A 26,941-nucleotide genomic window follows, 5' to 3' on the forward strand; every position below is an offset into this window, starting at 1 on the left:
CCCCTGTGAGCGGGGGGTTCGCCTGATCGCGCGCTGCTTCGGCGTGGAAGAGGGGCGAGTCTTGGTGCGGTCCGGTCTAGACCACTCGGAGGGGTAGGCGTCGACCTTCTTCGCGGCGGCGGCACGGCTGGTCTATACCCGTGGCGATGTTTGAGGTATAAGTCTTTCAATATCGCTCGAAAGTTGGTGGAACTGCGCATGCATCGACAAGCAGTCCAATTGGTCGGAGGGGTGGCGCTCGCGTTATCCGTCGCAGTCCCCTCCGCCATGGCCGACCCCGTCTCTACGAACACCGACTCCAACGCCAAACCCGCCGTCGTACCCGCTCTCCAGGAATGGACGGGCGGGACGGGCTCGTTCGAGCTGCGCCGGGACAGCCGGATCGTGCTGGCCAAGAAGCAGGGCGACGAACTCGGCGACCAGGGCGCGCGCCTGTCCGCCGAGATCGAGCAGGTGACAGGGCGGAAGCTGGACGTCTCCCCCCGCACCCCACAGGACGGCGACATCGTCCTGTCGATCGATCCCGCCCTTGCCGACGGGGCGGGCGGCGCGCGCTTCACGGAGGAGGGCTACACCCTCACCGTCACCGATCGCAACGTGACGATCGCCGCGCCGACCGCGAAGGGCGTCTACTACGGCACCCGCAGCCTCCTGCAGATCCTCCTGCTCGACGACGGCCGCGACTCGGTCCCCGTAGGCACCGCCGTGGACTGGCCGAACTACAAAGTGCGCGGGTTCATGCTGGACGTCGGGCGGCGGTTCTTCACCGCCGACTACCTCCGCGACTACCTTCGGCTGATGGGCTGGTTCAAGCTCAACCAGTTGCAGCTGCACCTCAACGACAACGGTTTCAAGGGCGACAAGCCCTGGAGCGAAGTCCAGGCCGGCTTCCGCCTCAAGACCGGCAATCCCGCGCTGGCCGGGCTGGCCTCCGCGGACGGGGCCTACGACCGGGCGGACTGGGACTCCTTCGAGGACACCGCTGCCGCGAACGGCGTCACGATCATCCCCGAGATCGACGCGCCCGCCCACTCGCTGGCGTTCATCCGCTTCCGCCCGTCGCTCGGCCTCGACAACGGTGAGTCCGACCACCTCGATCTGTCCAAACCGGAGACCACCGCGTTCATGAAGTCGGTGTTCGACGAGTTCGTCCCCTGGTTCCGCAGCCCCGACGTGCACTTCGGCGCGGACGAGTACACGGTCGACAAGCCCCGCTACAAGGTCTACTTCAACGAGATGGCCGCCCACATCCGCGCTCTCGGCAAGCAACCGCGGGCCTGGGGCAGCCTGTCGGTCATGGCCGCCGGCGCCGACGGCTACGACCGCGACGTGACCATGAACAGCTGGAACAACAGCTGGTACGGACCGCAGGCTCTCAAGCGCGACGGGTACTCCTTCATCAACACGAACGACGCCCTGCTCTACATCGTTCCGTTCGCGGGCTACTACCACGGCCGCGGGCTGGACGGAAAGTACCTCTACGACCAGTGGGAGCCGCACGTGTTCCCCGGCGGCCAGAGCGTGGCCCCCGGCGACCCGCAGCTGCTCGGGGCCATGTCGGCGGTGTGGAACGACCTGACCGAGGCCACCTACACGGAGCTGGATGTGCACGGGCTGGTCGAGCCCACATTCGGGGTGCTGGCGCAGAAGATGTGGAGCGGCACCAAGTCCGGCGTGCCCTACAGCGCCTTCCTCGACACGGTGCGCAAGCTCGGCGTGGGCCCCGGTCTGGCGAAGGTCGCCACGACACTGGCCGCGTCGGCATCGGGGGAGGTGAGCCTGGGCAAGCAGGCGACCGCCTCCGGCGGCGAGGCGGCCGCGGCGTTCGACGGTGTGCGCACCACCCGGTGGGCCAGCGGTCCAGGAGACGAGGCCTGGCTGCGGGTCGACCTCGGCAAACCGGTCGCGATCAGCAAGGTCGAGCTGGACTGGGCGCCCTCCTACGGGCGGGACTACCAGATCCAGGTGTCACGCGACGGCGAGCACTGGGCCACCGTCGCCACCCGTACGGGCCGCGAGAGCGCCGGGACCGACACCCTCACGTTCGAGCCGGTCACGGCACGGCAGGTACGGCTCGTCGGCACGCAGGCGGGCACGAAGCGGGACGGGTACGCGTTGTGGAGCATGCGCGTCCTCGAGGTGCCGGACCTGGCGCTGCACCGGCCGACCACCGCGTCGTCGTCCGAAGTGGCGAGCCTGGGGCCGGAGAACGCCACCGACGGCGACGCCAAGACCCGATGGGCCAGCGCCTACCGCGACGGTGAATGGATCCAGGTGGATCTCGGATCCCCGCAGACCGTCCAGCGGGTCCTGCTCGACTGGGAGACGGCCTCCGGCCGCGACTACGACATCCAGGTCTCCGACGACGCCACCCATTGGACGACGGCGGCTTCGGTCCGGGGAAAGCCGGCGGGCGCCCGCGTCGACGAACTCGCCTTCGACCCGATCAAAGCCCGGTACGTGCGGATGCAAGGCGTCAAGCGAGCCTCCTCCTTCGGCTACTCGCTGTGGCGCTTCGAAATTCGTTCCATGAGTCCCGAGCCCGACCCCGCGTAGGCGCCTCCAGGGATGACGCGAAGGTCAAGCTGCCACAGTCCATCACCGTCTGATCCATCCACTCCTATCCCTTTTGAGGGTAAGCGCCGGCGGTGACGTGTTGATCAGCGCCGACGCGGACCAAGGAGATTTCGTGAGAAGACGCAAGATCACCCCCACAGCGTGCGTCGCATTGGCCACGGCCCTGGGTGCTGGAGTGTTCCTGCCCATGCCCGCCGCCCATTCCGCCGCCGCCTCCAACACCGCCTCCAACACCGCCTCGAAAGCTGCTGTCCCCTCCGTGTCGCCGACCCCGCAGTCGCTGGTCGCCGCCGGTGACCCCGCCGCCGTCACCGGCCGGGTGCTCGTGGTCGCCGACGACCAGAGCGACTCCGCGGCTCGCGACCGCCTCGTCCGCGAGCTCAAAGCGCACGGCGCCGACCGGGTGGACGTCGTGGCCCCCGACGGGATTCCCGCTGCCGCGGCCGGTCTGCTCACCGTGCGCTTAGGACCGGCGGCACGCGCGGACGTCGCGCGAGCGCTCGGCGACACGGCCGTGCCGGACCGGGCCGAGGGGTACGCGCTGCGCGTGTCGGGTCGCAAGCCACACGCGGAGATCGCTCTCGGTGGCAGGGACGCCGCAGGCCAGTTCTACGCGGTGCAGACGCTGCGCCAGCTGTTCGTCCCGTCCGACGACGGTTGGGAGGTGGCGGGCGTGCAGGTCAGCGACTTCCCGTCCATGCCGCTGCGCGGCACCATCGAAGGCTTCTACGGTGCGCCGTGGACGCACGCCGACCGCCTCGACCAGATGGGCTTCTACGGCGACGTCAAGGCCAACACCTACGTGTACGCTCCCAAGGACGACCCCTACCACCGCGGCAGGTGGCGCGACCCCTATCCGGCCGACAAGCTGGCCGAGCTGGGGGAGTTGGTGGCGCGGGCCGGCGCGAACCATGTGCGTTTCACCTTCGCCGTCTCCCCGGGCGAGTCGATCTGCTACTCAGACCCCGCGGATCGTACGATCCTCAAGCAGAAGCTGCAGGCCCTTTACGACCTGGGCACTCGCTCCTTCTCCATCCCGCTGGACGACATCAGCTACACCCGCTGGAACTGCCCGGCGGATCAGAGCGCGTACGGCGCGCCCGGACGCGCCGCGGCGGCGAAGGCCCAGGTCGACCTGCTGAACGACCTGCAGCGGAACTTCATCGCCACGCACGAAGGCGCCAGGCCGCTGCAGATGGTGCCCACGGAGTACGGTGATCTCACCGACACCGCCTACAAGCAGACCATGCGGGCCACGCTCGACCCTGCGATCGTGGTGATGTGGACCGGCACCGACGTCGTCCCGCCGGAGATCACCAACGCGCAGGCCGACAAGGTGTCGGCACTGTTCGGGCGCAAGGTCTTCGTCTGGGACAACTATCCGGTCAACGATTTCGGCAACACCAGCGGCAGGCTCCTGCTGGCCCCCTACGCCAAGCGCGAGGCCGGTCTGTCCGCGCACCTGTCCGGCATCGTGGCCAACCCGATGAACCAGCCGTACGCGAGCAAGGTCGCGGTCTTCGGCACCGCCGACTTCACCTGGAACGACAAGGCGTACGACCCGGCGACGAGTTGGCCGCGCGCGATGGCCTATCTCGCCGGCGGCGACCGCGCGGCCACCGAGGCGCTGCTCGTCTTCGGGGACCTGGAGCACCTGGCCCCGACCTTCGGCAGCACCCCCTGGCAGGTCCAGGCGCCCGCACTCGCCGCACGCGTGGCCGAGTTCTGGCAGGCGTGGGACGACGGGCGGCGAGCCGACGCGCTGACCGCGATGCGCTCGTACGCGAGCGCCATCGCCACGGCCCCGGCCACCATCCGTGGCGGATCGGTGGAGAAGGGATTCACCGATGACGCCGCGTCCTGGCTGAACGCCACCGAGCTGTGGGGCAGGGCGATGATCGCCATGCTCGACGCGCTCGGGGCCCGCCACGCCGGAGACGAGGCCAAGGCCGATGGGTTGCTGGCCGATTCGCGTGATCTGCAGCGGCAGGCGCGCGCCGTCCGGGTCGACCCGCCGCGCAACACCTGGGGTTCGGTCCAGCCCAAGGTCGGCGACGGGGTGCTCGACGTCTTCCTGGTCCAGGCCGACATCCGGCTCCAGTTGTGGGACGTCGCCGGCGGTGCCAGGAATCTCGCCCTCGATGGCACGGCGACCGCGTCGAGCGTTGAGCAGGACCTCGACCGGTTGGCCGCCCGGAACGTCAACGACGGTCAGGCGGGCACCCGCTGGTCGTCCGGCTACTCCGACACCGAATGGGTGCAGGTCAAGCTCGCCGCGCCGGCGAAGGTCGGGGCGGTGACACTGGCCTGGGAGAACGCCTGCGCGGCGGAGTACCAGATCCTGACCTCCGGCGACGGTGTCACGTGGACGACCGTCTCCACCCAGCGTCCGGAGTCCTGCGGCAACGACGTCGTCCGGCTCACGGCGGATGAGCCTGTGCAGTACGTCCGCATGCAGGGAGTACGGCGGAAGACGACGTGGGGTTACTCCATCTACGAGATGGGTGTATACGGAGCCCCCGTGTCCTGAGCCGGATCCGATCGCGGGGGAGGGTCGGGGTGACCCGGCCCTCCCCTCACGGCCGGCTCTCGGGGGCGGTGCCGGGGGATGTCCACTCGTCGGCGAGAGCGGCCAGTTCGGCGAGGGCTGCCTCGACCCGCTCCTTGTCCCCGGTGGTCAGATAGTCGGTCTGCAGGCCCGCGTAGGCGGCGTTGAGCAGCGTGGCGTTGCGGAGGGCGACGGCGTCGGGGACGCCGCGGGCGCGTAGCACCTCGGCCACGAACTCGGCCCGATCGCCCAGCATCCGCGGGACGTACGGCCCCTGGAGCCGACCGGCCGCGGACAGCCCTTCGATCTCGTGGAGCAGCCGGACCATCGGCAGGTCCTGTCGCATGTGCCAGTTCCAGGAGGCGCGCACGATGTCGCCGAGGCCGCGGCCCTCCTCCCAGCCCGGCAGCGCCCGCAGCCTGCCCCTCTGCCGCTGGTCGAGATGGGCCAGCACCGCGCTGATCAGTTCGTCCTTGTCGGTGAAGTGGTGGGTGAGCACGTAGGTGCTGTGGCCGAGCGCCTTCGCCAGCGGGCGCAGGGAGAGCCGGGCGATCCCGTGCTCGGCCAGGTAGTCGACGATCTGGTCGAGCAGTTCGGCGCGGCGCTGCGGATCGCGGGGCCTGGGCACGTCGGCTCCCTTCTGAGGTCCCGTCAGACGGCTGCGGTCAGCATATTTCCATGACGACTGTTTTGCACAAGCGGCATAACGTTCGTTATGTTAATGAATCGTCCCCTCACGCCGCTGCTCTGACAGCTGGTCCGGCCAGGCCGGAGCGCGCGCTGACCGCGCTCGCCCTGCCACCTCACTCGAAAGGACGAATCATGACGATGGCCGTGGAAACCTTGACGCGCGTGCGCGGCCTGCGCCTGGCCTCGATCGACTTCGGCGGTGCGGGCACGCCGGTGCTGGCCCTGCACGGCCACTTCGGCCGTGCACGGGCCTTCGCGCCGCTGGCCGCCGATCTCGCGCCCGACTACCGGCTGATCGCGCTGGAGCAGCGCGGTCACGGTCACAGCGACCGCGGCGACGGCGACGTCAGTCAGGACGCGTATGTGGCGGACGCCGCAGAGTTCGTCCGCGGGCTCGGCCTCGGCCCGATGATCGTCTTCGGTCACTCGATGGGTGGCGTAACCGCCTTCCGGCTGGCCGCACGACACCCTGAATTGGTCCGCGCGCTGGTCGTCGAGGAGGGCGGCGCGCTCAATCGGCAGCCAGAGGTGCCGCACCCGGTGCTGGACGTCAGCGACTGGCCCCGCCGGACGGCCACGCTGGCCGAACTGCGCCGCCAGATCGAGGCGCGCGGCATTCCGGATGCAAGCTACTTCCTGGAGAGCGCCGTGGAACACCCCGACGGATGGGGCCTGCTGTTCGACTACGCCGACATGATGGAGTCACAGCGGGCCCTGATCGGCGACTGGTGGGGGGAGTGGCTCGCCTCCACCTGTCCGGCCCTGCTCGTGCACGGCCTGGACAGCTTCGTCCTGCCCACCACCATGGCCAGGCAGATGGCCCGGCGCCGGCCGAACACCGTGCTTCACGAACTGCCCGGCTGCGGCCACTGGGCGCACGATGACGACCCCGCCGGGTTCGCCCGCACCGTACGGGATTTCCTCGCGACCCTGTAGAACCGGTACTGAGCTCCGCCTTCCTCGTCCAGCAGCGCCCGAAGCGCTCGCTCACCGGCCTGCTTGAGAGCAGGCCGGTAGCCGGACTGTGGCAGGACGTCAGAACTGCCACTCGTCGCCGCGCAGGAGCACCACCTTCCCGCCGGGCCCCAGCCCGGTGACCGTGACGTCCGGACCGCCGACCATGAAGTCGACGTGCACGCGCGAGGTGTTCACGCCCGCCGCGTCCAGCCGTGCGGGATCGTCCGTACGCAGGTGGGCGGGCACGCCAGGAGGAAGCCCGGCGCCCCAGGCCAGGTGGCAGGTGGCGTTCTCGTCCAGGAGGGTCTCCAGGTAGGTGATGCCGCTTTCGCCCACCCGCGATGAACGGTCGACCAGAGCGAGCTCGCCCAGCCGGGCCGCTCCCGCGTCGGTGGCCTGGTGCGCGCGGACGACGTCGGCTCCGGAGCTCGCCCTGACACCGGTCACGACGCCGCCGGCGAAGGTCAGCTCCAGGTCGCGGATGACGGTGCCGTCGAGGGACAGCGGCCGGGTGGCGCGGACCGTGCCGTCGACGCGCCGGTAGTCGGGGGTGGTGAACACCTCCTCGGTCGGCAGGTTGGCCTGGAACGGGCGGCCCTCGACGTCCTCCAGGCGGGCGGCGGTCCAGTGGGCGTCCGGGAGCAGGCCGATGGTCAGGTCGGTGCCGGGCCCCTCGAACCGCACGGCGTCCAGGCGCATCTCGGTGAGCCGTCGGGCGCGGTCGAGCAGTTCGGCGATGCGCTGCTGCCACGCCGCGCGCGGATCGGGCTCGTCGAGACGGAGGATGCGGCGCAAATGCTGCCACAGCTTGGCCTGGTCGGGTTCGCCGAAGACGGCACGGGCCCACTCGGGGGTGGCGTAGGGGACGATCGTCCAGCGGACCAGGTTGTTGAGCTGGAGCCGCTGCCGGGAGGTCAGGGACGGCATGCGGTCCAGCCCGACGCGTACCGGATCCAGCCCGGCCAGGAGGTCGGCGGCGGCGGCGCCGCGGACGTTGACGAGGACTCCGCCGTGCCGTTCGAGCTCTTCGTTGCGGGCGTCGAGCCACGAGGGCACCTCGGCCAGCGTCGCGATGTCGGCGTGTCGGACGCGCGATCGTTTGGCGTGCGGGTCGAAGTACCAGATGTCGACGTAGCGGGCGCCTCTGGCGTAGGCGGCCTCGGCCAGGACGCGGGCGAGCGGGGCGTGCTCGATCTCGGCGTTGATCAGCACCCGGTCGTCCGCCAGCAGGGGCACGGCCACGTCGAACACGACGTCGGCGTAGCTGGACAGGTCAGCGGGGGGAATGGTCAAGGGGGGCTCCTTCGTGTTCGTCATGGCGTATGGGCAGGAACAGCAGCGCTCCGGCGGCGGACACGGCGCCCGCGAGGGCGAAGCCGCCGGCCAGGCCGAACCGGTCGGCGAGGGCGCCGAGGGCCAGTGCGGCGCTGAGGAATCCGATGTCGAAGAAGGCCGTCGTGGTGGCGACGGCGGATCCGCGCTCGCCGGCGGGCAGGCCGTGCACCGCCATTCTGAGGAAGGCGGGCAGCCCGAGGCCTTGCCCGGCGCCGATCAGCGCGATCGCGCACCATGTCCCGATCGGCGAGGGCCAGGCGGCGAGCAGGATCGATCCCGCCCCGGTCAGCAGGAGGGACGCGGCGGCCAGGCGCGCCGGGGCGGTCGTGGCGAGCAGGCGATGTCCGGCAAGCCGGACGGCGATGAGGACGCCGCCGTAGACCAGGAAATGGAGGCCGCCGGAGCCGCCGCCGAGCCCGGCGAGGTGCAGTGGCAGGAAGGCGCTGACGGCGGTGTAGCCCCACACGGAGGCCAGGTAGCCGAAGCCGGGTCGCAGAGCGGACTTGTGGTACAGCCGTCGGGCCCGCCCGGTTCCTGGGTCCGGGCTCGTGCTCCCCGTGTCTGGGCTCGTGGTCTTCGGGCTGGTGGTCTTCGGGCTGGTGGTCTTCGGCAGGGTGAGGCCGAGCGCCGCCGACACCAGCGCCACGGCCGCGGCCGTGATCCAGACGGCGGCGAACCCGGACGTGGCGTACAGCGTCTCGGCGATGGCGGGCCCCGCGAGCAGGCCGGCGTTGACGACGACGGAGAAGTGGTTGATCGCCGCGCCGGGCCGCTGGTGGTCGCTGGCCAGGGTGGCGAGGCCGACGTAGGCCAGCGCCTCACCGACGCCGGCGACGCCGCGCAGGACGAGGAAGAGCGGCAAGTTTCCGGCGGCGAGCAGCGCGAGGGACGTGCCGGACAGCAGCAGTGCGCCCGCGCACAGGGCCGCGCGGCGTCCGGCCTGGTCGGCCACCCGTCCGGCCAGCGGGCGGGCGAGCACCCCGGCCGCCGCGGTGACGGCCAGCGAGACGCCCACCAGACCCGCCTGCTGGCCCAGCGGGCCGGTGAGGTATCGCGGAACGGCCGGGATGAGCAGCCCGATCGACAAGAACGCGCCGGTCGTGCAGACGAGCAGGCGGCCGGTCATCGTTCGTCGCGCAGTTCGAGCAGGAGCGCGGTCATGCTGACCTTGACGCCGTCGTGCGGCGGTCCGGCCTTGTCGTGCAGGAGCGCCACGGCCTGGTCGATCAGGCCGACGATCTCCTCCCAGACGGGTCTGGCCAGCCACACCTCAGCGTCCATGGACATGCGCTGGCGATCGGTCTCAGCCAGGCGCCTGGCCAGGTCGGTACTCAGCGCTTGGTGGACGAGCTGCCGCCCCTCGGACCGGTTGAGGCGCTCGCCGCTGGACGGGTCGTACCGGTAGCGCAGTGGCGGGCGGCCCTTGCCGGTATGGGGCCCCTCCTCGGTTTGGTGGAGGAAGCCCGCCTTGGCCAACTGGCGCAGGTGGTAGCTGGCCGAGGCGTGCGCGATGCCCAGTTCGTCGGCGACATCGGTAGCCGACATCGACGCGCCGGTGAGCAGCGACACGATGCGGATGCGCAACGGGTTGGCCAGCGCGCGCAGCGGAACAAGGTCATCTTGGTTTTCCAAAGGCACCTTGGGATTATGACTTATCCAACGACTCTTGGGAATAGGGGGCTCTGTGACGCGTCCTCAGCCCCGGGGCGGCACCGCCGCCCCGGTCGACACGGGAGTCCCAACGTTGGCTACGCCGGCAGGGCCGGGCGAGAGCGCGATGCTCCACGACGGCGTGCTGACCGTCCTGGATCGCAACACGGCCGTCACGGCAGTGGGTTCACGGCGGGCTGAAAGTCCGATCATCCCAGCTCAAGGGTGCTTTTCTTGATGCGAACGATCAGGTCGGCGCAAGTTCGCCGGGAAAGCCGCAGGCTAGGCCGGGGTCACGATCTGGATCAGGTTCCCGCAGGTGTCGTCGAAGACCGCCATGGTCACCGGCCCACCTGCCATCGGCTCCTGCGTGAACGTCACCCCCAGCCCGCGCAGCCGCTCGTACTCCGCCTGCACGTCCGCGACCTGGAACGAGGCGGCCGGAATGCCGTCGGCGACCAGCGCCTCCTTGTACGGCTTGACCGCGGGGTGCCCGTCCGGCTCCAGCAGCAACTCCGTGCCCTCGGGGGCCTCCGGTGAGACGACCGTCAGCCACCGGGCCTCGCCCAGCGGGATGTCGTGCTTCTTGGTGAAGCCGAGCACGTCGGTGTAGAAGTCAAGGGCCTTCTGCTGGTCGTCCACGAACACGCTGGTGACGTAGATCTTCACGGTGTCTGTCCTTTCCTGGTGATCGGCCACCGCTCGAAGATGGCGGCCAGGGGAGTGGTGTCGAGGTGATGGAACTTGTACCGCCCCTGCTTGCGTGTCGTGATCAGCCCGGCCTCCTCCAGCACCGCCAGATGCTGGGATACGGCCTGCCGGGTCAGGCTCAGCTGATGTCGGCTCGTCAGGCGGACGCAGATCTCGAACAGGGTCTGGCCGTCGCGCTCGGTCAGCTCGTCGAGGATGGTCCGCCGGGTGGGGTCGGCGAGGGCCTTGAAGACGTCGCCCATGCGGTGAGGATAGGCAAGTCGTCACTTGCCTGTCAATGCGGAGGTGTCGCGCTGCATACGACCCCGCATCGCTTGGGCTCGCTCCACCGCTCGCTGCCCGACCCCGGCCACAAGATCCGGGTGGGCGGCGCGGCTGTCCTGTGCGCAGTCATGGAGCGTGGGTGGTGCGTAGCGGTCGGTAAGGACGCAAAAGCATTTGAACGAGTGAGTACTCGCTCATTATTCTCGTCCGTATGAGCAAAAGGCGAAGGGTGCCGGCTATGGCGCCGGAAGACCGCCGTACCGCACTCATCGCCGCGACCCTCCCCTTGATCCGCGAGTACGGCACCGCGGTGAGCACTCGCCAGATCGCCGACGCCGCGGGCGTGGCCGAGGGCACGATCTTCGGCGTCTTCCCTGACAAGGCCTCACTGCTGCGGGCGGCGCTGATGAGCGCGTTCGACCCGCAGCCGGCGGTGGACGCGCTGGCGGCCATCGACACCCAGGTCGAGCTGCGCGCGCGGCTGCGCGAGGCCGTCACCAGGATGCGGACAGGGATGAGCGCCAACGCCAACCTCGTCGCCGCGCCCAAGGAGCTCATGGCCGACGACGCCGAGTTCCGCGAGCAGATGATGGACGGCCGGCGTCGGATACTGGCCGGGCTCGCCGCGCTGGTCGAGCCCGACCGCGACCGGCTGCGTCGCTCCCCCGAGGCCGCGGCGCAGCTGCTGCTCATGCTGATCGCTGTGAGCGTGCACCACGGCTTTGGCGAGGGCGGCGAGTTCGGAGACATGGACGATGAGGAGATCGTCTCCGTTCTGCTCGACGGGCTGCTCGTGCGGCCTTCCCCCACCCCTTCGACAGAAAGCGCCTCTTGATGCTGCTCCGTCTCCTGCGGGTCCAGCTCAGGCCTTACGGGAAAGAGATCACGCTCGTCGTCCTCTTCCAGTTCGTGCAGACACTGGCCACGCTCTATCTCCCCACACTCAACGCCGACATCATCGACGACGGTGTCGTCAAGGGCGACACCGGTTACATCGCGCGCATCGGGCTGGTGATGCTCGGTGTGACGCTCATCCAGATCACCTGCTCGATCGTGGCCGTGTACTACGGTGCCCGGACCTCGATGGCCCTGGGCAGGGACCTGCGGGCCGCGATCTTCCGTCGGGTGCAGGACTTCTCCGTTCAGGAGGTCAACAGGTTCGGTCCGCCGTCCCTGATCACCCGGACCACCAACGACGTGCAGCAGATCCAGTTGCTCGTGCTGATGGCGTTCACGATGGTGGTGGCCGCGCCGATCATGTGCGTCGGCGGCATCGTTCTGGCACTGCGTCAGGACACGGCGCTGTCGTCGCTGCTGCTCGTCGTGCTGCCCGTGATGATCGTCATCGTGGGCCTGATCGTGATGCGGATGCGCCCGCTCTTCCGCACGATGCAGGAGCGCATCGACCGGATCAACCAGGTGCTGCGCGAGCAGATCACCGGTATCCGGGTCATCAGGGCCTTCGTCCGAGACAGGCACGAGCGCGAGCGCTTCGGCGTGGCCAACGACCAGCTGACCGACGTGTCGCTGCGGGTCGGGCGGCTGATGGCGCTGATGTTCCCCTCGGTCATGCTGGTCGTGAACGTGTCCAGCGTCGCCGTGGTGTGGTTCGGCGGCCACCGCATCGCCGACGGGACCATGCAGGTGGGCGCGCTGACCGCGGTCATCTCCTATCTGATGCAGATCCTCATGTCGGTGATGATGGCGATGTTCATGTTCATGATGATCCCGCGGGCCGAGGTCTGCGCCGAGCGCATCGAGGAGGTGCTCGACACCGAGCCGACCGTCCACCCGCCGGCAAGCCCGGTCACCCCGGAAAGACACCTCGGCGAGCTGGAGCTGCGGTCCGTGGACTTCCGCTACCCGGGCGCCGAGGAGCCGGTGCTGTGCGACGTCAGCTTCACGGCGCGGCCGGGCCGAACCACCGCGATCATCGGCAGCACGGGCAGCGGCAAGACGACGCTGCTCAACCTGATCCCCCGCCTGTTCGACACGACCGCCGGCGAGGTGCTGGTCGACGGGGTCAACGTGCGCGACCTCGACCCGGCCCTGCTCTCACGGGCGGTCGGCCTGGTCCCGCAGTCGCCCTACCTCTTCTCCGGCACCGTCGCCTCCAACCTGAGGTACGGCAGGCCGGACGCGACCGACGAGGAGCTGTGGCAGGCCCTGGAGGTGGCCCAGGCACGCGAGTTCGTCGAGGCAATGGCCGGCGGCCTGGACGAGCCGATCTCCCAGGGCGGCACGAATGTCTCTGGGGGCCAGCGCCAGCGCCTGGCCATCGCCAGGACCCTGGTGCACCGGCCCGAGATCTACCTGTTCGACGACTCCTTCTCCGCCCTCGACTACGCCACCGACGCCAGGCTGCGCGCGGCGTTGGCCGAGGAGATCACCGACGCCACGATCGTCATCGTCGCCCAGCGTGTGAACACCATCCGCGACGCCGACCGCATCCTCGTGCTCGACGACGGACGCGTGGTCGGCAGCGGCACCCACGCCGAGCTCATGACCACCTGCCCGACGTATCGGGAGATCGTGCTGTCCCAGCTCACCGAACAGGAGGCCGCGGCATGACCGAGCCTGTCGAGGTCGTCAACAGGCGCAGCACCTTAGTAATGAGACCGGCGAAGGAGGGCTCATGACCGCCCAGGCGCCCCCACGCCGTCCCCAGCCCGCTTTCGGCCCGGGCAGGATGATGTCCGGGCCGGCCGAGAAGGCCCTCGACTTCGGCGGCTCGCTCCGCCGCCTGCTGCGGCTGCTGCGGCCGGAGCGCGCGCTGCTCGCCGTCGTCCTGGCCCTCGGTACGGCCAGCGTCGCGCTGACCGTGACGGGTCCCAAGATCCTCGGCCACGCCACGGACCTGATCTTCTCCGGCATCATCGGGGCCCGGCTGCCCGCCGGGATCACCAAGGAGCAGGCCGTGGCGGGGCTGCGCGCCAGAGGCCAGGGCACGTTCGCCGACATGGTGTCGTCGATGAGCGTGGTGCCCGGCCACGGCATCGACTTCACCGCGCTGGCCCAGGTGCTGGGCTGGGTGCTGGCGCTCTACCTGCTGGCGGCGCTGCTCGGGATCGTGCAGTTCCGGCTGACCACGATCGTCGTGCAACGGGCGGCGTTCCGGCTGCGCGAGCGGATCGAGGCCAAGCTGGCGCGGCTGCCGCTGAGCTACTTCGACGGTCAGCCGCGCGGAGAGATCCTCAGCCGCGCCACCAACGACACCGACAACATCGCGCAGACGCTGCAGCAGACGATGAGCCAGCTCATCACGTCGGTGCTGACGGTCGTAGCGGTGCTGGTGATGATGTTCTGGATCTCGCCGGTCCTGGCGCTCATCGCGCTGGTCACGGTGCCGGTGTCGATCTACGTCACCGCGGTCATCGGCAAGCGGTCGCAGCCCCAGTTCATCAAGCAGTGGTCGTCGACCGGCAAGCTGAACGGCCACATCGAGGAGATGTACGGCGGGCACACGCTGGTCAAGGTGTTCGGCGGGCAGAAGGAGGCCGCCGAGACCTTCGCCGAGCACAACCATGCGCTGTTCACCTCCAGCTTCCGCGCCCAGTTCATCTCCGGGATGATCCAGCCGGCGATGATGTTCATCGGCAACCTCAACTACGTGCTGGTCGCCGTGGTGGGCGGGTTCAAGGTGGCCTCGGGCTCGATCTCGCTGGGCGACGTGCAGGCCTTCATCCAGTACTCGCGGCAGTTCAGCCAGCCGCTGACCCAGGTGGCCGGTATGGCGAACCTGGTGCAGTCGGGCGTCGCCTCCGCCGAGCGGGTCTTCGAGCTGCTGGACGCTCCCGAGCAGTCCCAGGAGCCCGACGAGCCCGCGCGGCCCGCACAGGTCAGGGGCCGCGTGGCGTTCGAGAACGTGTCCTTCCGCTACGCGCCGGACAGGCCGCTGATCGAGAACCTGTCGCTGACCGTGGAGCCCGGCCAGACCGTGGCCATCGTCGGCCCCACGGGAGCGGGCAAGACGACGCTGGTCAACCTCGTCATGCGCTTCTACGAGGTGACCGGCGGACGTATCACGCTCGACGGCGTCGACATCGCCGAGATGTCCAGGGAGGAGCTGCGCGCCAACATCGGCATGGTGCTGCAGGACACCTGGCTGTTCGGCGGCACGATCGCGGAGAACATCGGCTACGGGGCGGAAGGCGCCACGCGTGAACGGATCGAGGCCGCCGCGGAGGCCGCCCACGTGGACCGCATCGCGCACACGTTGCCTAAGGGCTACGACACGGTGATCGACGATGAGGGCGCGACGGTCAGCGCGGGCGAGACGCAGCTGATCACGATCGCCCGGGCGTTCCTGTCCGAGCCGGCGATCCTGATCCTGGACGAGGCCACCAGCTCGGTCGACACCCGGACCGAGGTGCTCATCCAGCGGGCGATGAGCTCGCTACGCGAGGGGCGCACCAGCTTCGTGATCGCTCACCGGCTGTCCACGATCCGCGACGCCAGCCTGATCCTGGTCATGGAGAACGGGCGGATCGTCGAGCAGGGCACGCACGAGTCGCTGCTGGCCGTGGGCGGCGCCTACGCCCGGCTGTACTCGGCCCAGTTCGCCCAGGCCGTCGCGGAGGTGGATTAGAGCTCGAACATCGCCGCCCTGCGGAGGCCGGCTGTTGTCGCTGCGCCGCCCGACCAAGATGCCGTCCGACCAAGATGAGGGTTGCACACCGCCCGCCACACGGTGTGCAACCCGGTCGGCAGAACCATCACCGAGCAGGCCACGCATCGTCCGCCGACGTGCCGTTCCTGCTCAGGACGATGGCTGCGCCGCGATCGTCTACGGCAGGCGTGGACGACGTGACCGCCTACAGGTAAGTGCGGTCTGGTGGGTTATTTCAGGACCCAGAGTGCCCAGAACGGGCTGTCCCATTCGCAGTCCCAGTATTCGCGGTTCCTGGAGTACCTGTAGCCCGCTGCCTCGCACTGCGCGAGGGTCCTGTGGACACTCTTGATGTGGCCGGCCATGGGCTTCACCACATCCGCGCTCGCGGACGCGCTGGTGCCGAGTGTCGCAGCCATCGCCAGGACGGTCGCTGGGACCACCACGCTCATGATCTTGTTCAGCATGGAGAACCTGCCTTTGCTCGATTACCCGAAAAGCGTCGCAGCCAAGGCTTCCGTAACTCTTCTCCGTCGCTTCCGGCCGGATCCTCGCACGCTCATCACCGCGCCAGGCGTCCCACACTCATGCCGCTCTCCGTCCTCCCATCACCTCGCAGCGCCGCGATCTTCGTCGGTACCATCACGGTGGGAAACGGGGGATATGGAAGGCCACACGGGGACTGAAGCACGGTTTGCGCTTCTCGGGCCGGTGTCGGCCGACGGGTTTGACGGGCCGATCGTGCTGGGCTCGCCGAAGCAGCGGACCGTTCTCGCCGCGCTGCTGCTCAACGCCGACAGCACGGTGTCGGACGACCGGCTCCTCGCCCTGATCTGGGGCGAGCAGCCGCCGCGCACCGCGATCACGCGTTTACAGGTGTACGTCCACGAGCTGCGGGCCCTGCTGGGCAAGGACCGCATCCGCCGCCTGGGCGCGGGCTACCGCATTCGCGTGGGGGAGGGCGAGCTCGACCTGGAGCTGTTCGAGCGGCACAGAACCGCCGCGCGTGCGCATGCCGAGGCGGGCCGCCACGACGACGCGGTGCTGCGGTTGCGCGCGGCAGCAGCGCTGTGGCGCGGGCCCGCACTGGCCGGGACCAGCGCCACCTTGATCGAGCAGGAAGGCCCAGGCCTTGAGGATCGGCGAGTGTGCGCTCTGGAAGAGCTCTATGAATCGGAGCTGACGTTGGGACGGCACGCTGAGGTCGTCGGCGAACTGCACACGGCGGTGATCGAGTACCCACTGCACGAACGGCTACTGGGACAACTCATGCTGGCCTTGCATCGATGCGAGCGCCGCGCCGACGCGCTGGCCGTCTACCGCGACGCGCGACAGCGGCTGGTGGACGAGCTGGGAATCGAGCCCGGCCAGGCACTGCGCCGGCTGCACCAGCAGCTTCTGGCCGACGAACCGGTCAGCCCGGTGCAGAGCGTAGGGCCGGACTCTCCTCCCAAGCGGCCATCCGCTCCGCCGCGCGAGCCAGCGGCGCCCCTGGCGGCGCGGCCGGCGGAGTTGCCCAGGGACGTGCGCGGGTTCATCGCCCGCGAAGCGGAGCTGGCGTGGCTGGAGGAGTGCCTGGGCGGCGGCGACGGCGTGTGCGTGCTCAGTGGCACGGCCGGCATGGGCAAGACGGCTCTCGCGCTGCACTGGGCGCACCAGGCTGCGGACCGTTTCCCCGACGGCCAGCTCTACATCGATCTTCGCGGCTACGAGTCAGACAACGAGCCGCTGACCACTGCTGCCGCGCTGACCCGGCTGCTGATCTCGCTCGGTGTCGATCCCGACCAGGTGCCGGGCGGTTTCGAGGCCCGGCTCGGTCTCTACCGCTCCCTGCTGGCGAGGCGCTCGTTCCTGCTGTTCCTGGACAACGCTCGCTCCGCAGCCCAGGTCGAGCCGCTCCTGCCCCCGGCAGGTGCGGTGCTCGTGACCAGCAGGCACCGGCTGGGGGAGCTGGTGGTATACGCGGGGGCCAGGCAGCGCTCACTCGGTCCGCTCTCCGGCGAGAACGGCCGGGCGCTGGTGGACAGGGTGCTCGGGTCAGCCGGCAGCCCAGCCGAGTCGGCCTGGCGGGACGAGATGGTGCGCCTGTGCGGCGGGTTGCCGCTCGCGCTGCGCATCGCCGCGGCGAACGCCGCCGCCAGGCCGGAGGACGGCGCCGCGACGGTCGTGGCGGAGTTGGCCGCCGGCGACGCGCTGGCGGGACTGACCGTGGACGGCGCCGGGCACAACGCCGTCACCCTCGCCTTCTCCGTCTCCTACCGCGCGCTCGCCCCGGCCGAGCAACGGGTCTTCCGCCTCCTCGGGCTGGTACCCGGCCCTGATCTCACTGTGGCGGCCGCGGCGGCGGCCTGCGGACTTTCCCAGGACGAGGCGCGCACCTCGCTGGGCGCGCTGGCCGCCGCGCACCTCCTCGAACACCACGCCACCGGCCGGTACCGCTTCCACGACCTGGTCCGGCTCTACGCCACGGCGCAGGCTGGGCGCGACCCCGAGCGTGAGGCGGCGTGGCATCGCCTGCTCGGCCATTACCTGGATGTCGGCGGCACCATCGCCGCCCGGGGCGGTCTCGACGAGTTCCGGCTCTCCGCCTCGGAGCCGCTCACGGAGGTTGGTGCGGAACCGCTGTCCTACGCGGCCGCCGACGTGGTCAATCTGATGGCCGCGCTGATGCGGGCGATCGAGGGCAACCCCGGCCCCGAGGTGTGGCGCCTGGCCGGCATGGTCCGCGTCATCTGCACCCGCACCGGCCGACTGAGCGAGTGGCTGGACATCGCGCCGTCCCTGCTGGAGGCGGCCTCCACCCAAGATGTGCCGACCGTCCACGCCATGCTGCACATCAGCATGGGGGAGGGGCTCTTCCGTATCGGCCGCCGTGAGGAGGCCGTCGAGCACCTGGAGCGGGCCGCCCGCATCTCCCGCGATGCCGGCGGCCGGGAGGGCGAGGCGGCGGCTCGGGTCGGGCTGAGCTTCGCGCATACGTGGACGGGGCGCCTCTCCGAGGCCATGGCCGACACGACTCGGGCCGCACGGCTCTTTTACCAGCTCGGCTCCGTTTCCGGGCAGAACCACACACTCAACGCCCTCGTCAGCCAGTACCACCACCTGGGCCGGTTGGGCCTCGCCGAGCAGTGCGGCAGGCAGGCTCTCGCGCTGAGCCGGCGGCACAGGCTCGCCTACGCCGAGGGGGCCGACCTGCGGAATCTCGGGGCCGTGCTGCTCGACCAGGGACGATACGGCGAGGCAGAGACCTGCCTGCGGGAGTCGGCCGACCTGCTCACCTCACTCGGCGGCCATGGCCTCGCCACGACCCACACCTGGATCAGCCGACTGCACTGGGAGCGCGGCCGGTGGGAGCAGTCGCGAGAGGCGGCGCTGCTGGCCGTCGACCTGGCCCGCAGTCACGGGGACCGGCTGGTGGAGGCGGCGGCACTGGTGGCCCTGGCCGACGCCGGGCTCCACCTCGGCCTGACCGCCGAGGCCGAGGACGGCCTCAACCTGGCCGACGAGCTCATCACCGCGGGCGGCCTGTGCTGGCACTTGGCGTACTCTCTGATCGCCCGTGCCCGGCTGCGCTCCGCCCTGGGCGATCACGAGGGCGCTGTCCGCCACGCGCTAAAGGGCCGTGACGTGACGATCGAGGCTTCGTACCGGCTGCCGGAACTGGCGGCGCTCACAGAGCTGGCCGTTCTGGAGCGGCGACGAGGCGAGCACGAGGCGGCGGCGCGCATGGCCACGCAGGCCCTGCGGCTGTGCCGGGCGATCGGCCACGCGCCATGCGAGGAGAAACTGACGCCGTTCCTGCAGGCTTGACAGCAAGTACGCCGAAGTGCTGGACGGGCCGCGAACAGCCGCTAGGCGCCCTCGGGACGCCGGCGTGATACGTCGACGACCGCGCCTGGCGGGACCGGGTTGGCGGGGGCGGTCTTGTCGTACAGCCGGTACTTCGGAGCGTCGGTGACGTTGCGGACGGCGACGCGCAGCCGTCCGGAAGGAGGCCGGGTCAGGAGCGTGACGCGGTTGCCGTCGACGGTGACCGCCTCCGGCGGGACGAACCGGCGCGAGGTCTCCGTGATGAGCTCGAAGCTCTCCGGTCGCCTGGCCGAGTCAGGGTCGATGCGCTTCTGGAAGGACAGCTCGATCGCCCCCGAGTTCGGGATAAATGCGGACTTGGGAATGGGGGGATTCTCGTATATGTACGCGCCGAGGTGGTACTCGTACGCCATCCATGTGGCCAGCCCCATCCGCTCCACCGTCTGTGTGAAGCGCTCGATCCACGCGTCGTCGCGCGCCATCGCGCGCTGCGAGCCGATATCGGTCTGCACGCCGATCGGCACCCGGGGGCTACCCGCCCTGATCTGCTCGACGAAGGGCTGGTAGGCCCTGATGTAGTCGGCTGGCAGGTCGGGCTTGACCCAGTCAGGCCAGTTCGTCTGCAGAATGTGCACGTCGGGCTTCACCAGGGCCACCATGGCCGCCGCGTCCAGCCCCTGGAACTCGCGCTCCCTGGCCACCGAGTCCGGCCCGCCGTCGACCGCCAGCGACCACGTGGCCACCTTGATGTCCGGTCGCGCCGCCCTGGCCGCCCTGGCGATCTCCGCGACGCACCGGTTGACGGCGTCGACGCGGAACTGGATCCACCTCTCGTACCGCGCGGTGTCGGTCCTGTAGTACGCGGGCGAGGCCGGGTCGGCGAAGTCCGGGATGGCTGTGCCGTGCTCCCGCTGGAACGCCTCACGCGCCAGCGGCCCGACGTCGCCGTAGTACCCCTTGTCGATGCCCTCCCAGTCGGGGAAGTACGGCTCGGCCACCTCGATCCCGTCGAAGGGCGTGGCGGCCAGCATTCTGGCGATCATCCCGCTCTTGAACGCCACGTAGTCGGCGCTGAACGGCGAGAAGAAGTGGAACCCGCCCAGGTCGATGGGCTTGAGCAACTCCATCTGCCAGCTCTCCCACCCCTGCGGCCAGCTCGCCACCGAGTAGGAGCCGAGCCCGACGACCATCGCCCACACGGTGATGCCGCGCCGCCGTAACGCCTTGACCAGCTCGGTCTTCACGTCGAGCTCGTTGACCACGAAGTAGTGGACCGTGCGGTACCCGTTGGCCAGCAGTTCGTCGGCGATGCTGTCGGCCGACCTCTCCAGGTAGTAGGGAAAGGTCGGGTCGATCTGGATGCTCGCGCCCCGGCCGCCGCCGGCGTACGCGGGCAGGGCAGGCACGGCAGCGGCAGGCAGCATGGCGGCGGCGGCGCCGAGCAGCGCAGCGCGCCGGGTCAGCCTCACTTGCTCTCCAGGAACTCGCGGTAGCGGCGGTACAGGTTGCGTGCCGGCTCCCACATCGAGTTCGGGCTCATGAAGTGCGAGAACTCAAAGGTGATCACCTTGTCCACGTACGGCTGGACCACGTCGAGTTTGTGCGCCAGCTTGCGCCAGTCGGTCGGTGGGAACTTGATCGGCATGTCCCTGTCGAAGGTCTCCAGGTTCGACCACAGCCTGATCCCGTGATTGCGTGCCTCCTGCGCGGTGGCCGCCGTGATGTCCTCCAGGGCCAGCAGGTCGGCGGTGCCGTCCTGGAAGGCGCAGTAGTCCACCAGCCCGGCGTACCGCTCGAAGATCTCCGACCAGGCGCGTGCGTGCTCCTCCGGTGTCCGTGGCACGGTACGGGTGTCGACGGCGTAGTCAGACCGAGCGTGGAAGTACGGTGAGGCCAGGATCGGCAGGTCGCTGATCGACTTGATCTCCTTGGCCAGCGCGGTGTTGATGTCGATGATCCGCAGCCCCGAGTCCGAGGTCTCGTGCGGCAGGTACCACCCCTGGAAGGCGGGCGAGTCCCCGTAGTTCTCGAACATCTCGTGCAGGTAGGCCTTGTTGATGTCGACCTCGACGGTCCAGTCATTGCGATACCAGTGGTAGCCGGAGTCGTACAGTCCGAAGAACAGCTTGATGCCACGCTCGGCCGCCAGGTCGAGGAAGAGCCGCACCAGGTCGATGTACACCGGCAGTGTGGGCCGCCGCGATGAGATCGCCTTCGACGGCGCGGACAGCTTCTCGCCGTAGCCGCTGCGGATGATGATGACGGTGTCGATACCGGTCTGCACGAAGGTGTCGAACTCGCGGGCCCATTCGGCGGGGCCCCAGTTCTGCGACGGGATGTCGTGGGTGACCTCATCGAGGAACGTGCCGGTGATCGGGAGGTAGGACATGGAGGTAGACCTCATTTCATTCCGGTGATGGCGATGCCTCTGACGAAGTACCGCTGCATGATCATGAAGACGATGACGGCGGGTGCGGTGAAGAAGACGCAGGCGGCCATGAGCGGCCCCCACTGCACGCCGTGCTCGCCGAAGAAGCTGTAGAGGCCGATGGACAGGGTGTACTTGCTGTCGTCGTTGAGGTAGATCAGCGGCAGTAGGAAGTCGGTCCAGGTGGCCACGAACTGGAACACGGCCACGGTGGCAAGCGCCGGTTTGGCCAGCGGCAGCATGATCTGCAGGTAGATCCGCAGCTCCGAGGCGCCGTCGATGCGGGCTGCCTCCCGCAGCGAGTCGGGGATTCCGGCGAAGAACTGCCGCAGCAGGAAGATGTAGAACCCGGTGCCGAGGAACTGCGGGATGACCAGCGGAAGGAACGTGCCGACCGCGCCGACCTCGTTCCACAGCAGGTAGAGCGGGATGAAGGTGATCTGCGGTGGCAGCATCATGGTGGCGAGCACGCTGAGGAATACTCCATCGCGCCCCCGCCACCGCAGCTTGGCCAGCGCGTAGGCCACCAGAGGGCACGACAGCAGCGTGCCGAGCATGTTGAGCACCACCAGCACGAGCGTGTTGCCCACGTACCGCAGGTACGGCATCGAGCGGACAGCCTCGCCGAAGTTGTCCACCGTCCACGTCCTGGGCAGCAGCTGCGGCGACTGGAAGATGTCCTGTGGATCCTTGAACGCGGTGAACAACATGATCGCGAAAGGGAAGAGGAACCCCACGGCGATGAGGACGAGTATCGCGTGATACCCGGCGCGCTTTCCCAGGTAGCGGCGGCTAGTCGAGGCCATAGTGCACCCACCGCTTGGAGGTCTTCAGCACGATCGCGGTCAGCGCGAGGATGACCGCGAACAGCACCCACGCCATCGCCGAGGCGTAGCCCATCTTCAGGAAGGAGAACGCGTTCTGGTACAGGTACATGGTGTAGGTCAGCAGAGAGTCGCCAGGTCCGCCGGCCGCCGGGTTGAGCCGCTGCTGTGCCAGCAGGTACGGCTGGGTGAAGATCTGCAGCGATGTGATGATCCCCATGATCAGCTGGAACAGGGTCACCGGCGTGATCGCCGGCCATGTCACATGCCAGAACCGCTTCCGCGCGTTGGCCCCGTCGACAGCGGCCGCCTCGTAGAGCTGCTGTGGCACCTGCTTGAGCGCCGCCAGGTAGATGACCGCCGTGGAGCCGATCCCCCAGAATCCCACCAGCAGTACGGCGGGCTTGGTCCACAGCGGGTCGTCCAGCCAGTTGGGCTGCGGGAGGTGCAGCAGGTCGAGCAGCTGATTGAGGTAGCCGTACTGGGCGTTGAGCATCCAGCGCCACAGGTAGGTCGCGGTCACGATCGGGACGATCGCCGGTAGGTAGACGATCGCGCGGTACAGCGGCTGGCCGCGCACCGGGAAGTTCAGCGCCAGCGCGACCAGCAGCGCGAACGCCAGCATGAGCGGCACGCCGAACACGGTGAGGTAGACCGTGTTCCATAACGCCGTCATGAAGCGGTCGTCGCCCAGCAGCTTGGCGTAGTTGCCCAGCCCCACCCACTCGGGGCTCTCGAAGACGTTGAAGTCGGTGAAGCTGTAGTACAGCGAGGCCAGAACCGGGCCGGCGGTGAGCACCAGCAGGCCGACCAGCCACGGCGAGCTGAACAGGATGCCGGAGCGCCGCTCACTCATAGCCCTGGACCTTGCCGGCGACCTCGGCGAGCGCGTCGGCCGGCGACTTCTCCAGCCGGTTGACGGCGTCGAAGGCGCTGGTCAGGTCGGCGTTGTACTGGGTGTAGGACGGCAGGCTCGGCAGCGCCTTGAGGTTCTTGCTCTTCAGCTGGTCCAGCCACATCGTGAAGTTGGGGAGCTTGTCGTAGCGCGGGTCTTCGAGCAGGCTCGTGCGGGCCGGCAGGTTGGTCAGCGCTTCGGTGAACGCGCCCATCGCCGGTGGTGACAGCAGGTATTTCATGAACTCCCAGGCCTCCTTCTTGTGCTGGGAGTTCCTCGGGATATACAGCATGCTCGCCGTGGCCTGGCTGCCGCCGGCCAGCTCGGGGTGGTCATCGGGGTAAGGGATGGGCGCCGCGCCCCAGTTGAGTTTGGGCGCGGCGCTCTGGATCAGGGCCGACTGCCACTCGCCGTCGATCATCATGGCGAGCTTGCCCTGGTAGAAGGGGTTCTGCGGCGACTGGTACTCGCCGAAGCCCGAGGTGAACTTCTGCACCTCGGCGGCGCCGTACTTCTTGATGACGTTGTTGACGTAGAAGTCGACGGCGGCGACGTTCTGTGGGGTGTTCGGGGCTGGCTTGCCACCGCTGTACCAGTTGCCGCCCCAGGCCATGGCCAGCGTGATGTAGTCGGTGCCCTGACCGGTCGGGGAGCCGAAGCCGAGCCGGGTGAGCCCGCCGGAGTCCTTCGTGGTGAGCTTGGCGGTCGCGTCGGCGAGCTCGTTCGCCGTCTTCGGCGGCTCCTTGATCCCTGCCTCCTCCAGCAGGTCCTTGTTGTACAGAAGCATGAAGGAGTGCATCGCGATCGGCGTCGCGTACAGCTTGCCGTCGTACTTGACCTGCTCCATGGCCTGTGCCACGAAGTCGCTCAGGTCGTACTTGTCGGCCTGAACATACTCGTCGAGCGGTTCGAGCACGCCCTTGGACGCCCATGCCCCGGTGTTGGAGCCGAAGCTGTCGGAGATGTCGTAGGTGCCTTTCGTGCTGGTCATCGCCGCGAGCTGGGCCTGCTGGTCCGGGTTCGACACCCCGGTGACCGTGATCTTGTTCTGGCTCTTGTTGAAGTCGGCGATGACCTTCTCCATGGCCTCGGCTTCCTTGCCGGTCCACAGGTAGGAGAAGCGGATGCTCACCTTCCCACCACTCTGGGCGGACGAGCCGCCGCCACAGGCCGCCACGAGCAGACAACCGGCGATGGTCGCCGCCACTACCACAGGCCGCGTCTTGTTCATGGCACCCTCCGAGGCTTGCTAGGTCCGGGCCACTTTCTCTCAGGTCCGTACCTGAAGTACCGTAGATCGGCACGCGGATACCGGTCAATAGAGGAGGCACGAGTGGAGTCAACGCTCAGCATCGACGCCGGGCAGTCGGGCTGCCGCCTGCGACTCGGGGATCGCGAAGCAGCCGCGGCCGGGCTTCCGCTCGGCGTGCCGCCTGGTGAAGCCCTGCTGCGGGCGTTGACGCCGCTGGTCGACTCAATGGCGGGCGACATGCGTATCGGCACCGTCGCCGCGGGGGTGACCGGCGTGCACGGGCGGCCGTCCTGCGCGGACGAGATCCTCAGGGCATGGTCTTCGCGGTACGGCACGCGCCGCGTCGTCGTCGCGGACGACTGCGTAACCGGCTACCTGGGCGCGCTCGGCGAGCAAGCCGGGGCGGTGGTGGCAGCGGGCACCGGGGTAGTCGTGCTGGCCTCGGACGTAGAGGCCGCCTCTGCCAGGGTGGACGGACTCGGGCACCTCCTCGGTGACACAGGCAGCGGGTTCTGGATCGGGCGGCGCGGCCTGGAGGAGGCCTTCCGCTGCGCCGACGGGCGCGGCGGGTCACGCGCGCTGCTGGACCTGGCCGGACGCCGCTACGGCGACCTGGGCGAGCTGCCCGCGCGCTTGTCGGCCGACCCTGCGAGGGGGGCCATGATCGCCGGGTTCGCCGTCGACGTGGCCGAGGCGGCCCGAGCGGGAGACGACATCGCCGCCGCGATCTGGATGGAGGCGGGCCGATTGCTCGCCGAGTCCACCCTGGCCGCGCTCCGCCGTACCGGAATCGAGAAGGCGCCGGTGTCATGGACCGGCGCGCTCTTCTCTGCGGGCGGGCTGATGCTGGATCCGTTCACCGCCGCCCTGCCAGGTCTCGACGTGCGCCCGCCGCGCGGTGCCCCGCTGGATGGCGCGTCCGCACTCGCCGTGATGGGCGCGGTCGCCTGCTTCGGCCCCCTCGTCGAGACTGCCACACGGAAGGAAGACAAGTGATCCTCGATAAGCTGCGCGGCGCGGTCGTCGTCTCCTGCCAGGCCCCAGAGGGCAACCCCCTGCGCGCCCCGGCGCACATGGCCGCCATGGCCAGGGCCGCCGAGCTCGGCGGCGCCCGCGGCATCAGGGCGGAAGGCGTCGCCGACATCGCCGCCATCAAGGCTCGCTGCGCCCTGCCCGTGATCGGCATCAGGAAGATCCACCGCGAAGGCCGCCCGGTCTTCATCACCCCGACCTTCGACGACGCCCGCGCGCTGGTCGGCGCGGGCGCCGACCTCATCGCCGCCGACGGTACCGAGCGCCCGCGCCCCGGCGGCGAGACGCTTCCCGAGCTGATCAGGCGCGTACACGACGAGCTCGGCGTCCCGGTCATGGCCGACGTGGACAGCCTTGAGTCCGGCCTGTTCGCGGCCGATTCCGGCGCCGACCTCATCGCCACCACGCTCTCCGGATACACTGGCAGTGATCATCACCCGGAAGAGCCCGACCTGGAGCTGGTGCGCGCACTCTCCGAAACGCAACCACTGCCGGTCGTCGCCGAAGGGAGGATCTGGTCGCCCGATCACGTGGCGGACGCCTTCGCCGCGGGCGCCTTCGCTGTCGTGGTCGGCACCGCGATCACCAACCCGGTCGACATCACGCGCCGCTTCGTCGCGGCCGTCCCACGAACCCTGGCGCGGGAATGAGTAGACTGCCCAAATACCAACACGTCCGGGGCCTGCTGGTCGCCGAGATCGACCTGTTGCAGCCCGACGAGGCGCTGCCGCAGGAGCGCGAGCTGGCTGAGCGCTACGGCATCAGCCGTGCCACCGTGCGGCAGGCACTGCAGCTGCTGACGGAGGAGGGCCGCGTCTACTCTGTGCGCGGCAAGGGCACGTTCGTCGCCCGGCAGCGCATCTCCAAGGACCCAGTGCTCACCTCCTTCAGCGAGGACATGCTGGCCCGCGGCCTGCAGCCAGGCTCACGCCTCCTGTCGGCTGAGGAGGTGCCCGCGCCCGCCACCACGGCCCGCGCGCTGGAGATCGAGGAGGGCACGCCGGTCTACCGCATCGTCCGCATCAGGCTCGCCGACTTCTTGCCGATGTGCCTGGAGACGCTGCACCTGCCCGCGCGTCTGTTCCCCAAGCTTCTCGACCAGGATCTTGAGGGCTCGCTGTACCGGGTCATGGAGACCCGCTACAACACCCGGGTCTCCGGCGCCGATCAGGACCTGACCGCGACCGTGCTGACCAAGCTCCAGGCAGAATTGCTCGGCGTCCCCGCCCGCAGCCCCGCGCTGCGCGCCATGCGCATCAGCGTCGACACGCGCGGCCGTCTGGTGGAAGAAGCCGAGTCCCTCTACCGTGCCGACCGCTACAACTTCCACCTGGTCATCCGCCGCTGACCGTCAGGCGG

General features: G+C 69.3%; 22 protein-coding genes. 10 read left to right on the plus strand and 12 right to left on the minus strand.

Translation table 11 applies throughout. The features are described from left to right. The first annotated feature begins 267 nt into the window (after positions 1-267). Both ABZ297_RS18800 and ABZ297_RS18805 read left to right on the plus strand, forming a co-directional pair. The gene (locus ABZ297_RS18800; RefSeq protein ID WP_355347251.1) at positions 268-2,556 is read left to right on the plus strand and encodes a discoidin domain-containing protein; all 2,289 of its coding nucleotides are present in this window, start codon (positions 268-270) and stop codon (positions 2,554-2,556) included. 133 nt (positions 2,557-2,689) lie between these two features. Further along, the gene (locus tag ABZ297_RS18805) at positions 2,690-5,107 is read left to right on the plus strand and encodes a beta-N-acetylglucosaminidase domain-containing protein (protein ID WP_355347254.1); all 2,418 of its coding nucleotides are present in this window, start codon (positions 2,690-2,692) and stop codon (positions 5,105-5,107) included. Between the two features lie 46 nt (positions 5,108-5,153). Here the strand turns inward: ABZ297_RS18805 and ABZ297_RS18810 are convergent, their stop codons facing one another. Beyond that, positions 5,154-5,753, minus strand: a complete 600-nt coding sequence (locus ABZ297_RS18810; RefSeq protein WP_355347257.1) for a TetR/AcrR family transcriptional regulator — start codon at positions 5,751-5,753, stop codon at positions 5,154-5,156. A 194-nt stretch (positions 5,754-5,947) separates the two neighbouring features. On the opposite strand from ABZ297_RS18810, the gene ABZ297_RS18815 reads away from it, so the two are divergent. Beyond that, positions 5,948-6,751, plus strand: a complete 804-nt coding sequence (locus ABZ297_RS18815; protein ID WP_355347260.1) for an alpha/beta hydrolase — start codon at positions 5,948-5,950, stop codon at positions 6,749-6,751. Positions 6,752-6,850: 99 nt separating this feature from the next. On the opposite strand, the gene ABZ297_RS18820 is transcribed toward ABZ297_RS18815, so the two are convergent. The 5 genes from ABZ297_RS18820 to ABZ297_RS18840 all read right to left on the minus strand — a co-directional run bounded on the left by ABZ297_RS18820 (position 6,851) and on the right by ABZ297_RS18840 (position 10,710). After that, positions 6,851-8,065, minus strand: a complete 1,215-nt coding sequence (locus ABZ297_RS18820; RefSeq protein ID WP_355347263.1) for an aminopeptidase — start codon at positions 8,063-8,065, stop codon at positions 6,851-6,853. Next, positions 8,046-9,233: an MFS transporter gene (locus tag ABZ297_RS18825; protein WP_355347266.1), complete on the minus strand. Its 1,188-nt coding sequence runs from the start codon at positions 9,231-9,233 to the stop codon at positions 8,046-8,048. The genes ABZ297_RS18820 and ABZ297_RS18825 overlap by 20 nt, the downstream gene beginning before the upstream one ends. Then, on the minus strand, positions 9,230-9,739 hold the full coding sequence (locus ABZ297_RS18830) for a helix-turn-helix domain-containing protein (protein WP_355347269.1): 510 nt from the start codon (positions 9,737-9,739) through the stop codon (positions 9,230-9,232). The genes ABZ297_RS18825 and ABZ297_RS18830 overlap by 4 nt, the downstream gene beginning before the upstream one ends. A 300-nt stretch (positions 9,740-10,039) precedes the next feature. Further along, on the minus strand, positions 10,040-10,426 hold the full coding sequence (locus ABZ297_RS18835) for a VOC family protein (protein ID WP_355347272.1): 387 nt from the start codon (positions 10,424-10,426) through the stop codon (positions 10,040-10,042). Beyond that, the gene (locus tag ABZ297_RS18840; RefSeq protein ID WP_355347275.1) at positions 10,423-10,710 is read right to left on the minus strand and encodes a metalloregulator ArsR/SmtB family transcription factor; all 288 of its coding nucleotides are present in this window, start codon (positions 10,708-10,710) and stop codon (positions 10,423-10,425) included. Before ABZ297_RS18840 ends, ABZ297_RS18835 begins: the two co-directional genes overlap by 4 nt. A 260-nt stretch (positions 10,711-10,970) precedes the next feature. Here ABZ297_RS18840 and ABZ297_RS18845 point away from each other — a divergent pair, with 260 nt between their 5' ends. The 3 genes from ABZ297_RS18845 (at position 10,971) to ABZ297_RS18855 (ending at position 15,320) form a co-directional block, all read left to right on the plus strand. Then, entirely contained in the window at positions 10,971-11,567 is a 597-nt protein-coding gene (locus tag ABZ297_RS18845; protein ID WP_355347278.1) for a helix-turn-helix domain-containing protein, read from the plus strand. Next, positions 11,567-13,303 carry an ABC transporter ATP-binding protein gene (locus ABZ297_RS18850; protein WP_355347281.1) on the plus strand — a complete coding sequence of 579 codons (1,737 nt, stop codon included), beginning with the start codon at positions 11,567-11,569 and terminating at the stop codon, positions 13,301-13,303. Before ABZ297_RS18845 ends, ABZ297_RS18850 begins: the two co-directional genes overlap by 1 nt. A 64-nt stretch (positions 13,304-13,367) precedes the next feature. Beyond that, positions 13,368-15,320, plus strand: coding sequence for an ABC transporter ATP-binding protein (locus tag ABZ297_RS18855; RefSeq protein WP_355347284.1), 1,953 nt, complete (start codon positions 13,368-13,370; stop codon positions 15,318-15,320). A 251-nt stretch (positions 15,321-15,571) separates the two neighbouring features. Here ABZ297_RS18855 and ABZ297_RS18860 read toward each other — a convergent pair whose 3' ends face one another. Then, positions 15,572-15,808, minus strand: coding sequence for a hypothetical protein (locus tag ABZ297_RS18860; protein ID WP_355347287.1), 237 nt, complete (start codon positions 15,806-15,808; stop codon positions 15,572-15,574). Positions 15,809-16,052: 244 nt separating this feature from the next. Here ABZ297_RS18860 and ABZ297_RS18865 point away from each other — a divergent pair, with 244 nt between their 5' ends. Next, complete coding sequence (locus ABZ297_RS18865; protein WP_355347290.1) at positions 16,053-19,151, plus strand: BTAD domain-containing putative transcriptional regulator; 3,099 nt, start codon at positions 16,053-16,055, stop codon at positions 19,149-19,151. A 41-nt stretch (positions 19,152-19,192) separates the two neighbouring features. On the opposite strand, the gene ABZ297_RS18870 is transcribed toward ABZ297_RS18865, so the two are convergent. Genes ABZ297_RS18870 through ABZ297_RS18890 form a run of 5 tightly spaced genes read right to left on the minus strand, consistent with a single transcriptional unit; the run spans position 19,193 to position 24,529 of the window. Further along, complete coding sequence (locus ABZ297_RS18870) at positions 19,193-20,620, minus strand: hypothetical protein (RefSeq protein WP_355347293.1); 1,428 nt, start codon at positions 20,618-20,620, stop codon at positions 19,193-19,195. Next, the gene (locus ABZ297_RS18875; RefSeq protein WP_355347296.1) at positions 20,617-21,540 is read right to left on the minus strand and encodes a DUF4434 domain-containing protein; all 924 of its coding nucleotides are present in this window, start codon (positions 21,538-21,540) and stop codon (positions 20,617-20,619) included. The genes ABZ297_RS18870 and ABZ297_RS18875 overlap by 4 nt, the downstream gene beginning before the upstream one ends. Positions 21,541-21,551: 11 nt before the next feature. Further along, positions 21,552-22,385: a carbohydrate ABC transporter permease gene (locus ABZ297_RS18880; RefSeq protein WP_355347299.1), complete on the minus strand. Its 834-nt coding sequence runs from the start codon at positions 22,383-22,385 to the stop codon at positions 21,552-21,554. After that, positions 22,372-23,259 carry a sugar ABC transporter permease gene (locus ABZ297_RS18885; protein WP_355347301.1) on the minus strand — a complete coding sequence of 296 codons (888 nt, stop codon included), beginning with the start codon at positions 23,257-23,259 and terminating at the stop codon, positions 22,372-22,374. The genes ABZ297_RS18880 and ABZ297_RS18885 overlap by 14 nt, the downstream gene beginning before the upstream one ends. Then, the gene (locus tag ABZ297_RS18890; RefSeq protein ID WP_355347304.1) at positions 23,252-24,529 is read right to left on the minus strand and encodes an ABC transporter substrate-binding protein; all 1,278 of its coding nucleotides are present in this window, start codon (positions 24,527-24,529) and stop codon (positions 23,252-23,254) included. The genes ABZ297_RS18885 and ABZ297_RS18890 overlap by 8 nt, the downstream gene beginning before the upstream one ends. Before the next feature lie 102 nt (positions 24,530-24,631). Between ABZ297_RS18890 and ABZ297_RS18895 the strand changes: the two genes are divergently transcribed. The 3 genes from ABZ297_RS18895 to ABZ297_RS18905 are packed head-to-tail and all read left to right on the plus strand — an operon-like array spanning position 24,632 to position 26,930. Continuing rightward, entirely contained in the window at positions 24,632-25,546 is a 915-nt protein-coding gene (locus ABZ297_RS18895) for a BadF/BadG/BcrA/BcrD ATPase family protein (RefSeq protein WP_355347307.1), read from the plus strand. Further along, complete coding sequence (locus ABZ297_RS18900) at positions 25,543-26,232, plus strand: N-acetylmannosamine-6-phosphate 2-epimerase (RefSeq protein WP_355347310.1); 690 nt, start codon at positions 25,543-25,545, stop codon at positions 26,230-26,232. Before ABZ297_RS18895 ends, ABZ297_RS18900 begins: the two co-directional genes overlap by 4 nt. Next, the gene (locus ABZ297_RS18905) at positions 26,229-26,930 is read left to right on the plus strand and encodes a GntR family transcriptional regulator (RefSeq protein ID WP_355347313.1); all 702 of its coding nucleotides are present in this window, start codon (positions 26,229-26,231) and stop codon (positions 26,928-26,930) included. Before ABZ297_RS18900 ends, ABZ297_RS18905 begins: the two co-directional genes overlap by 4 nt. Positions 26,931-26,941 lie beyond the last annotated feature (11 nt).

This window comes from Nonomuraea sp. NPDC005983, assembly GCF_040614375.1.
Taxonomy (GTDB): Bacteria; Actinomycetota; Actinomycetes; order Streptosporangiales; family Streptosporangiaceae; genus Nonomuraea.

What these genes read in the sequence shown, in the direction of transcription:
- ABZ297_RS18905 (WP_355347313.1), top strand. Translation starts at nt 26,229, where the DNA reads ATGAGTAGACTGCCCAAATACCAACACGTCCGGGGCCTGCTGGTCGCC.
- ABZ297_RS18875 (WP_355347296.1), bottom strand. Translation starts at nt 21,540, where the DNA reads ATGTCCTACCTCCCGATCACCGGCACGTTCCTCGATGAGGTCACCCAC.
- ABZ297_RS18880 (WP_355347299.1), bottom strand. Translation starts at nt 22,385, where the DNA reads ATGGCCTCGACTAGCCGCCGCTACCTGGGAAAGCGCGCCGGGTATCAC.
- ABZ297_RS18845 (WP_355347278.1), top strand. Translation starts at nt 10,971, where the DNA reads ATGGCGCCGGAAGACCGCCGTACCGCACTCATCGCCGCGACCCTCCCC.
- ABZ297_RS18815 (WP_355347260.1), top strand. Translation starts at nt 5,948, where the DNA reads ATGACGATGGCCGTGGAAACCTTGACGCGCGTGCGCGGCCTGCGCCTG.
- ABZ297_RS18855 (WP_355347284.1), top strand. Translation starts at nt 13,368, where the DNA reads ATGACCGCCCAGGCGCCCCCACGCCGTCCCCAGCCCGCTTTCGGCCCG.
- ABZ297_RS18885 (WP_355347301.1), bottom strand. Translation starts at nt 23,259, where the DNA reads ATGAGTGAGCGGCGCTCCGGCATCCTGTTCAGCTCGCCGTGGCTGGTC.
- ABZ297_RS18825 (WP_355347266.1), bottom strand. Translation starts at nt 9,233, where the DNA reads ATGACCGGCCGCCTGCTCGTCTGCACGACCGGCGCGTTCTTGTCGATC.
- ABZ297_RS18850 (WP_355347281.1), top strand. Translation starts at nt 11,567, where the DNA reads ATGCTGCTCCGTCTCCTGCGGGTCCAGCTCAGGCCTTACGGGAAAGAG.
- ABZ297_RS18800 (WP_355347251.1), top strand. Translation starts at nt 268, where the DNA reads ATGGCCGACCCCGTCTCTACGAACACCGACTCCAACGCCAAACCCGCC.
- ABZ297_RS18860 (WP_355347287.1), bottom strand. Translation starts at nt 15,808, where the DNA reads ATGCTGAACAAGATCATGAGCGTGGTGGTCCCAGCGACCGTCCTGGCG.
- ABZ297_RS18890 (WP_355347304.1), bottom strand. Translation starts at nt 24,529, where the DNA reads ATGAACAAGACGCGGCCTGTGGTAGTGGCGGCGACCATCGCCGGTTGT.
- ABZ297_RS18840 (WP_355347275.1), bottom strand. Translation starts at nt 10,710, where the DNA reads ATGGGCGACGTCTTCAAGGCCCTCGCCGACCCCACCCGGCGGACCATC.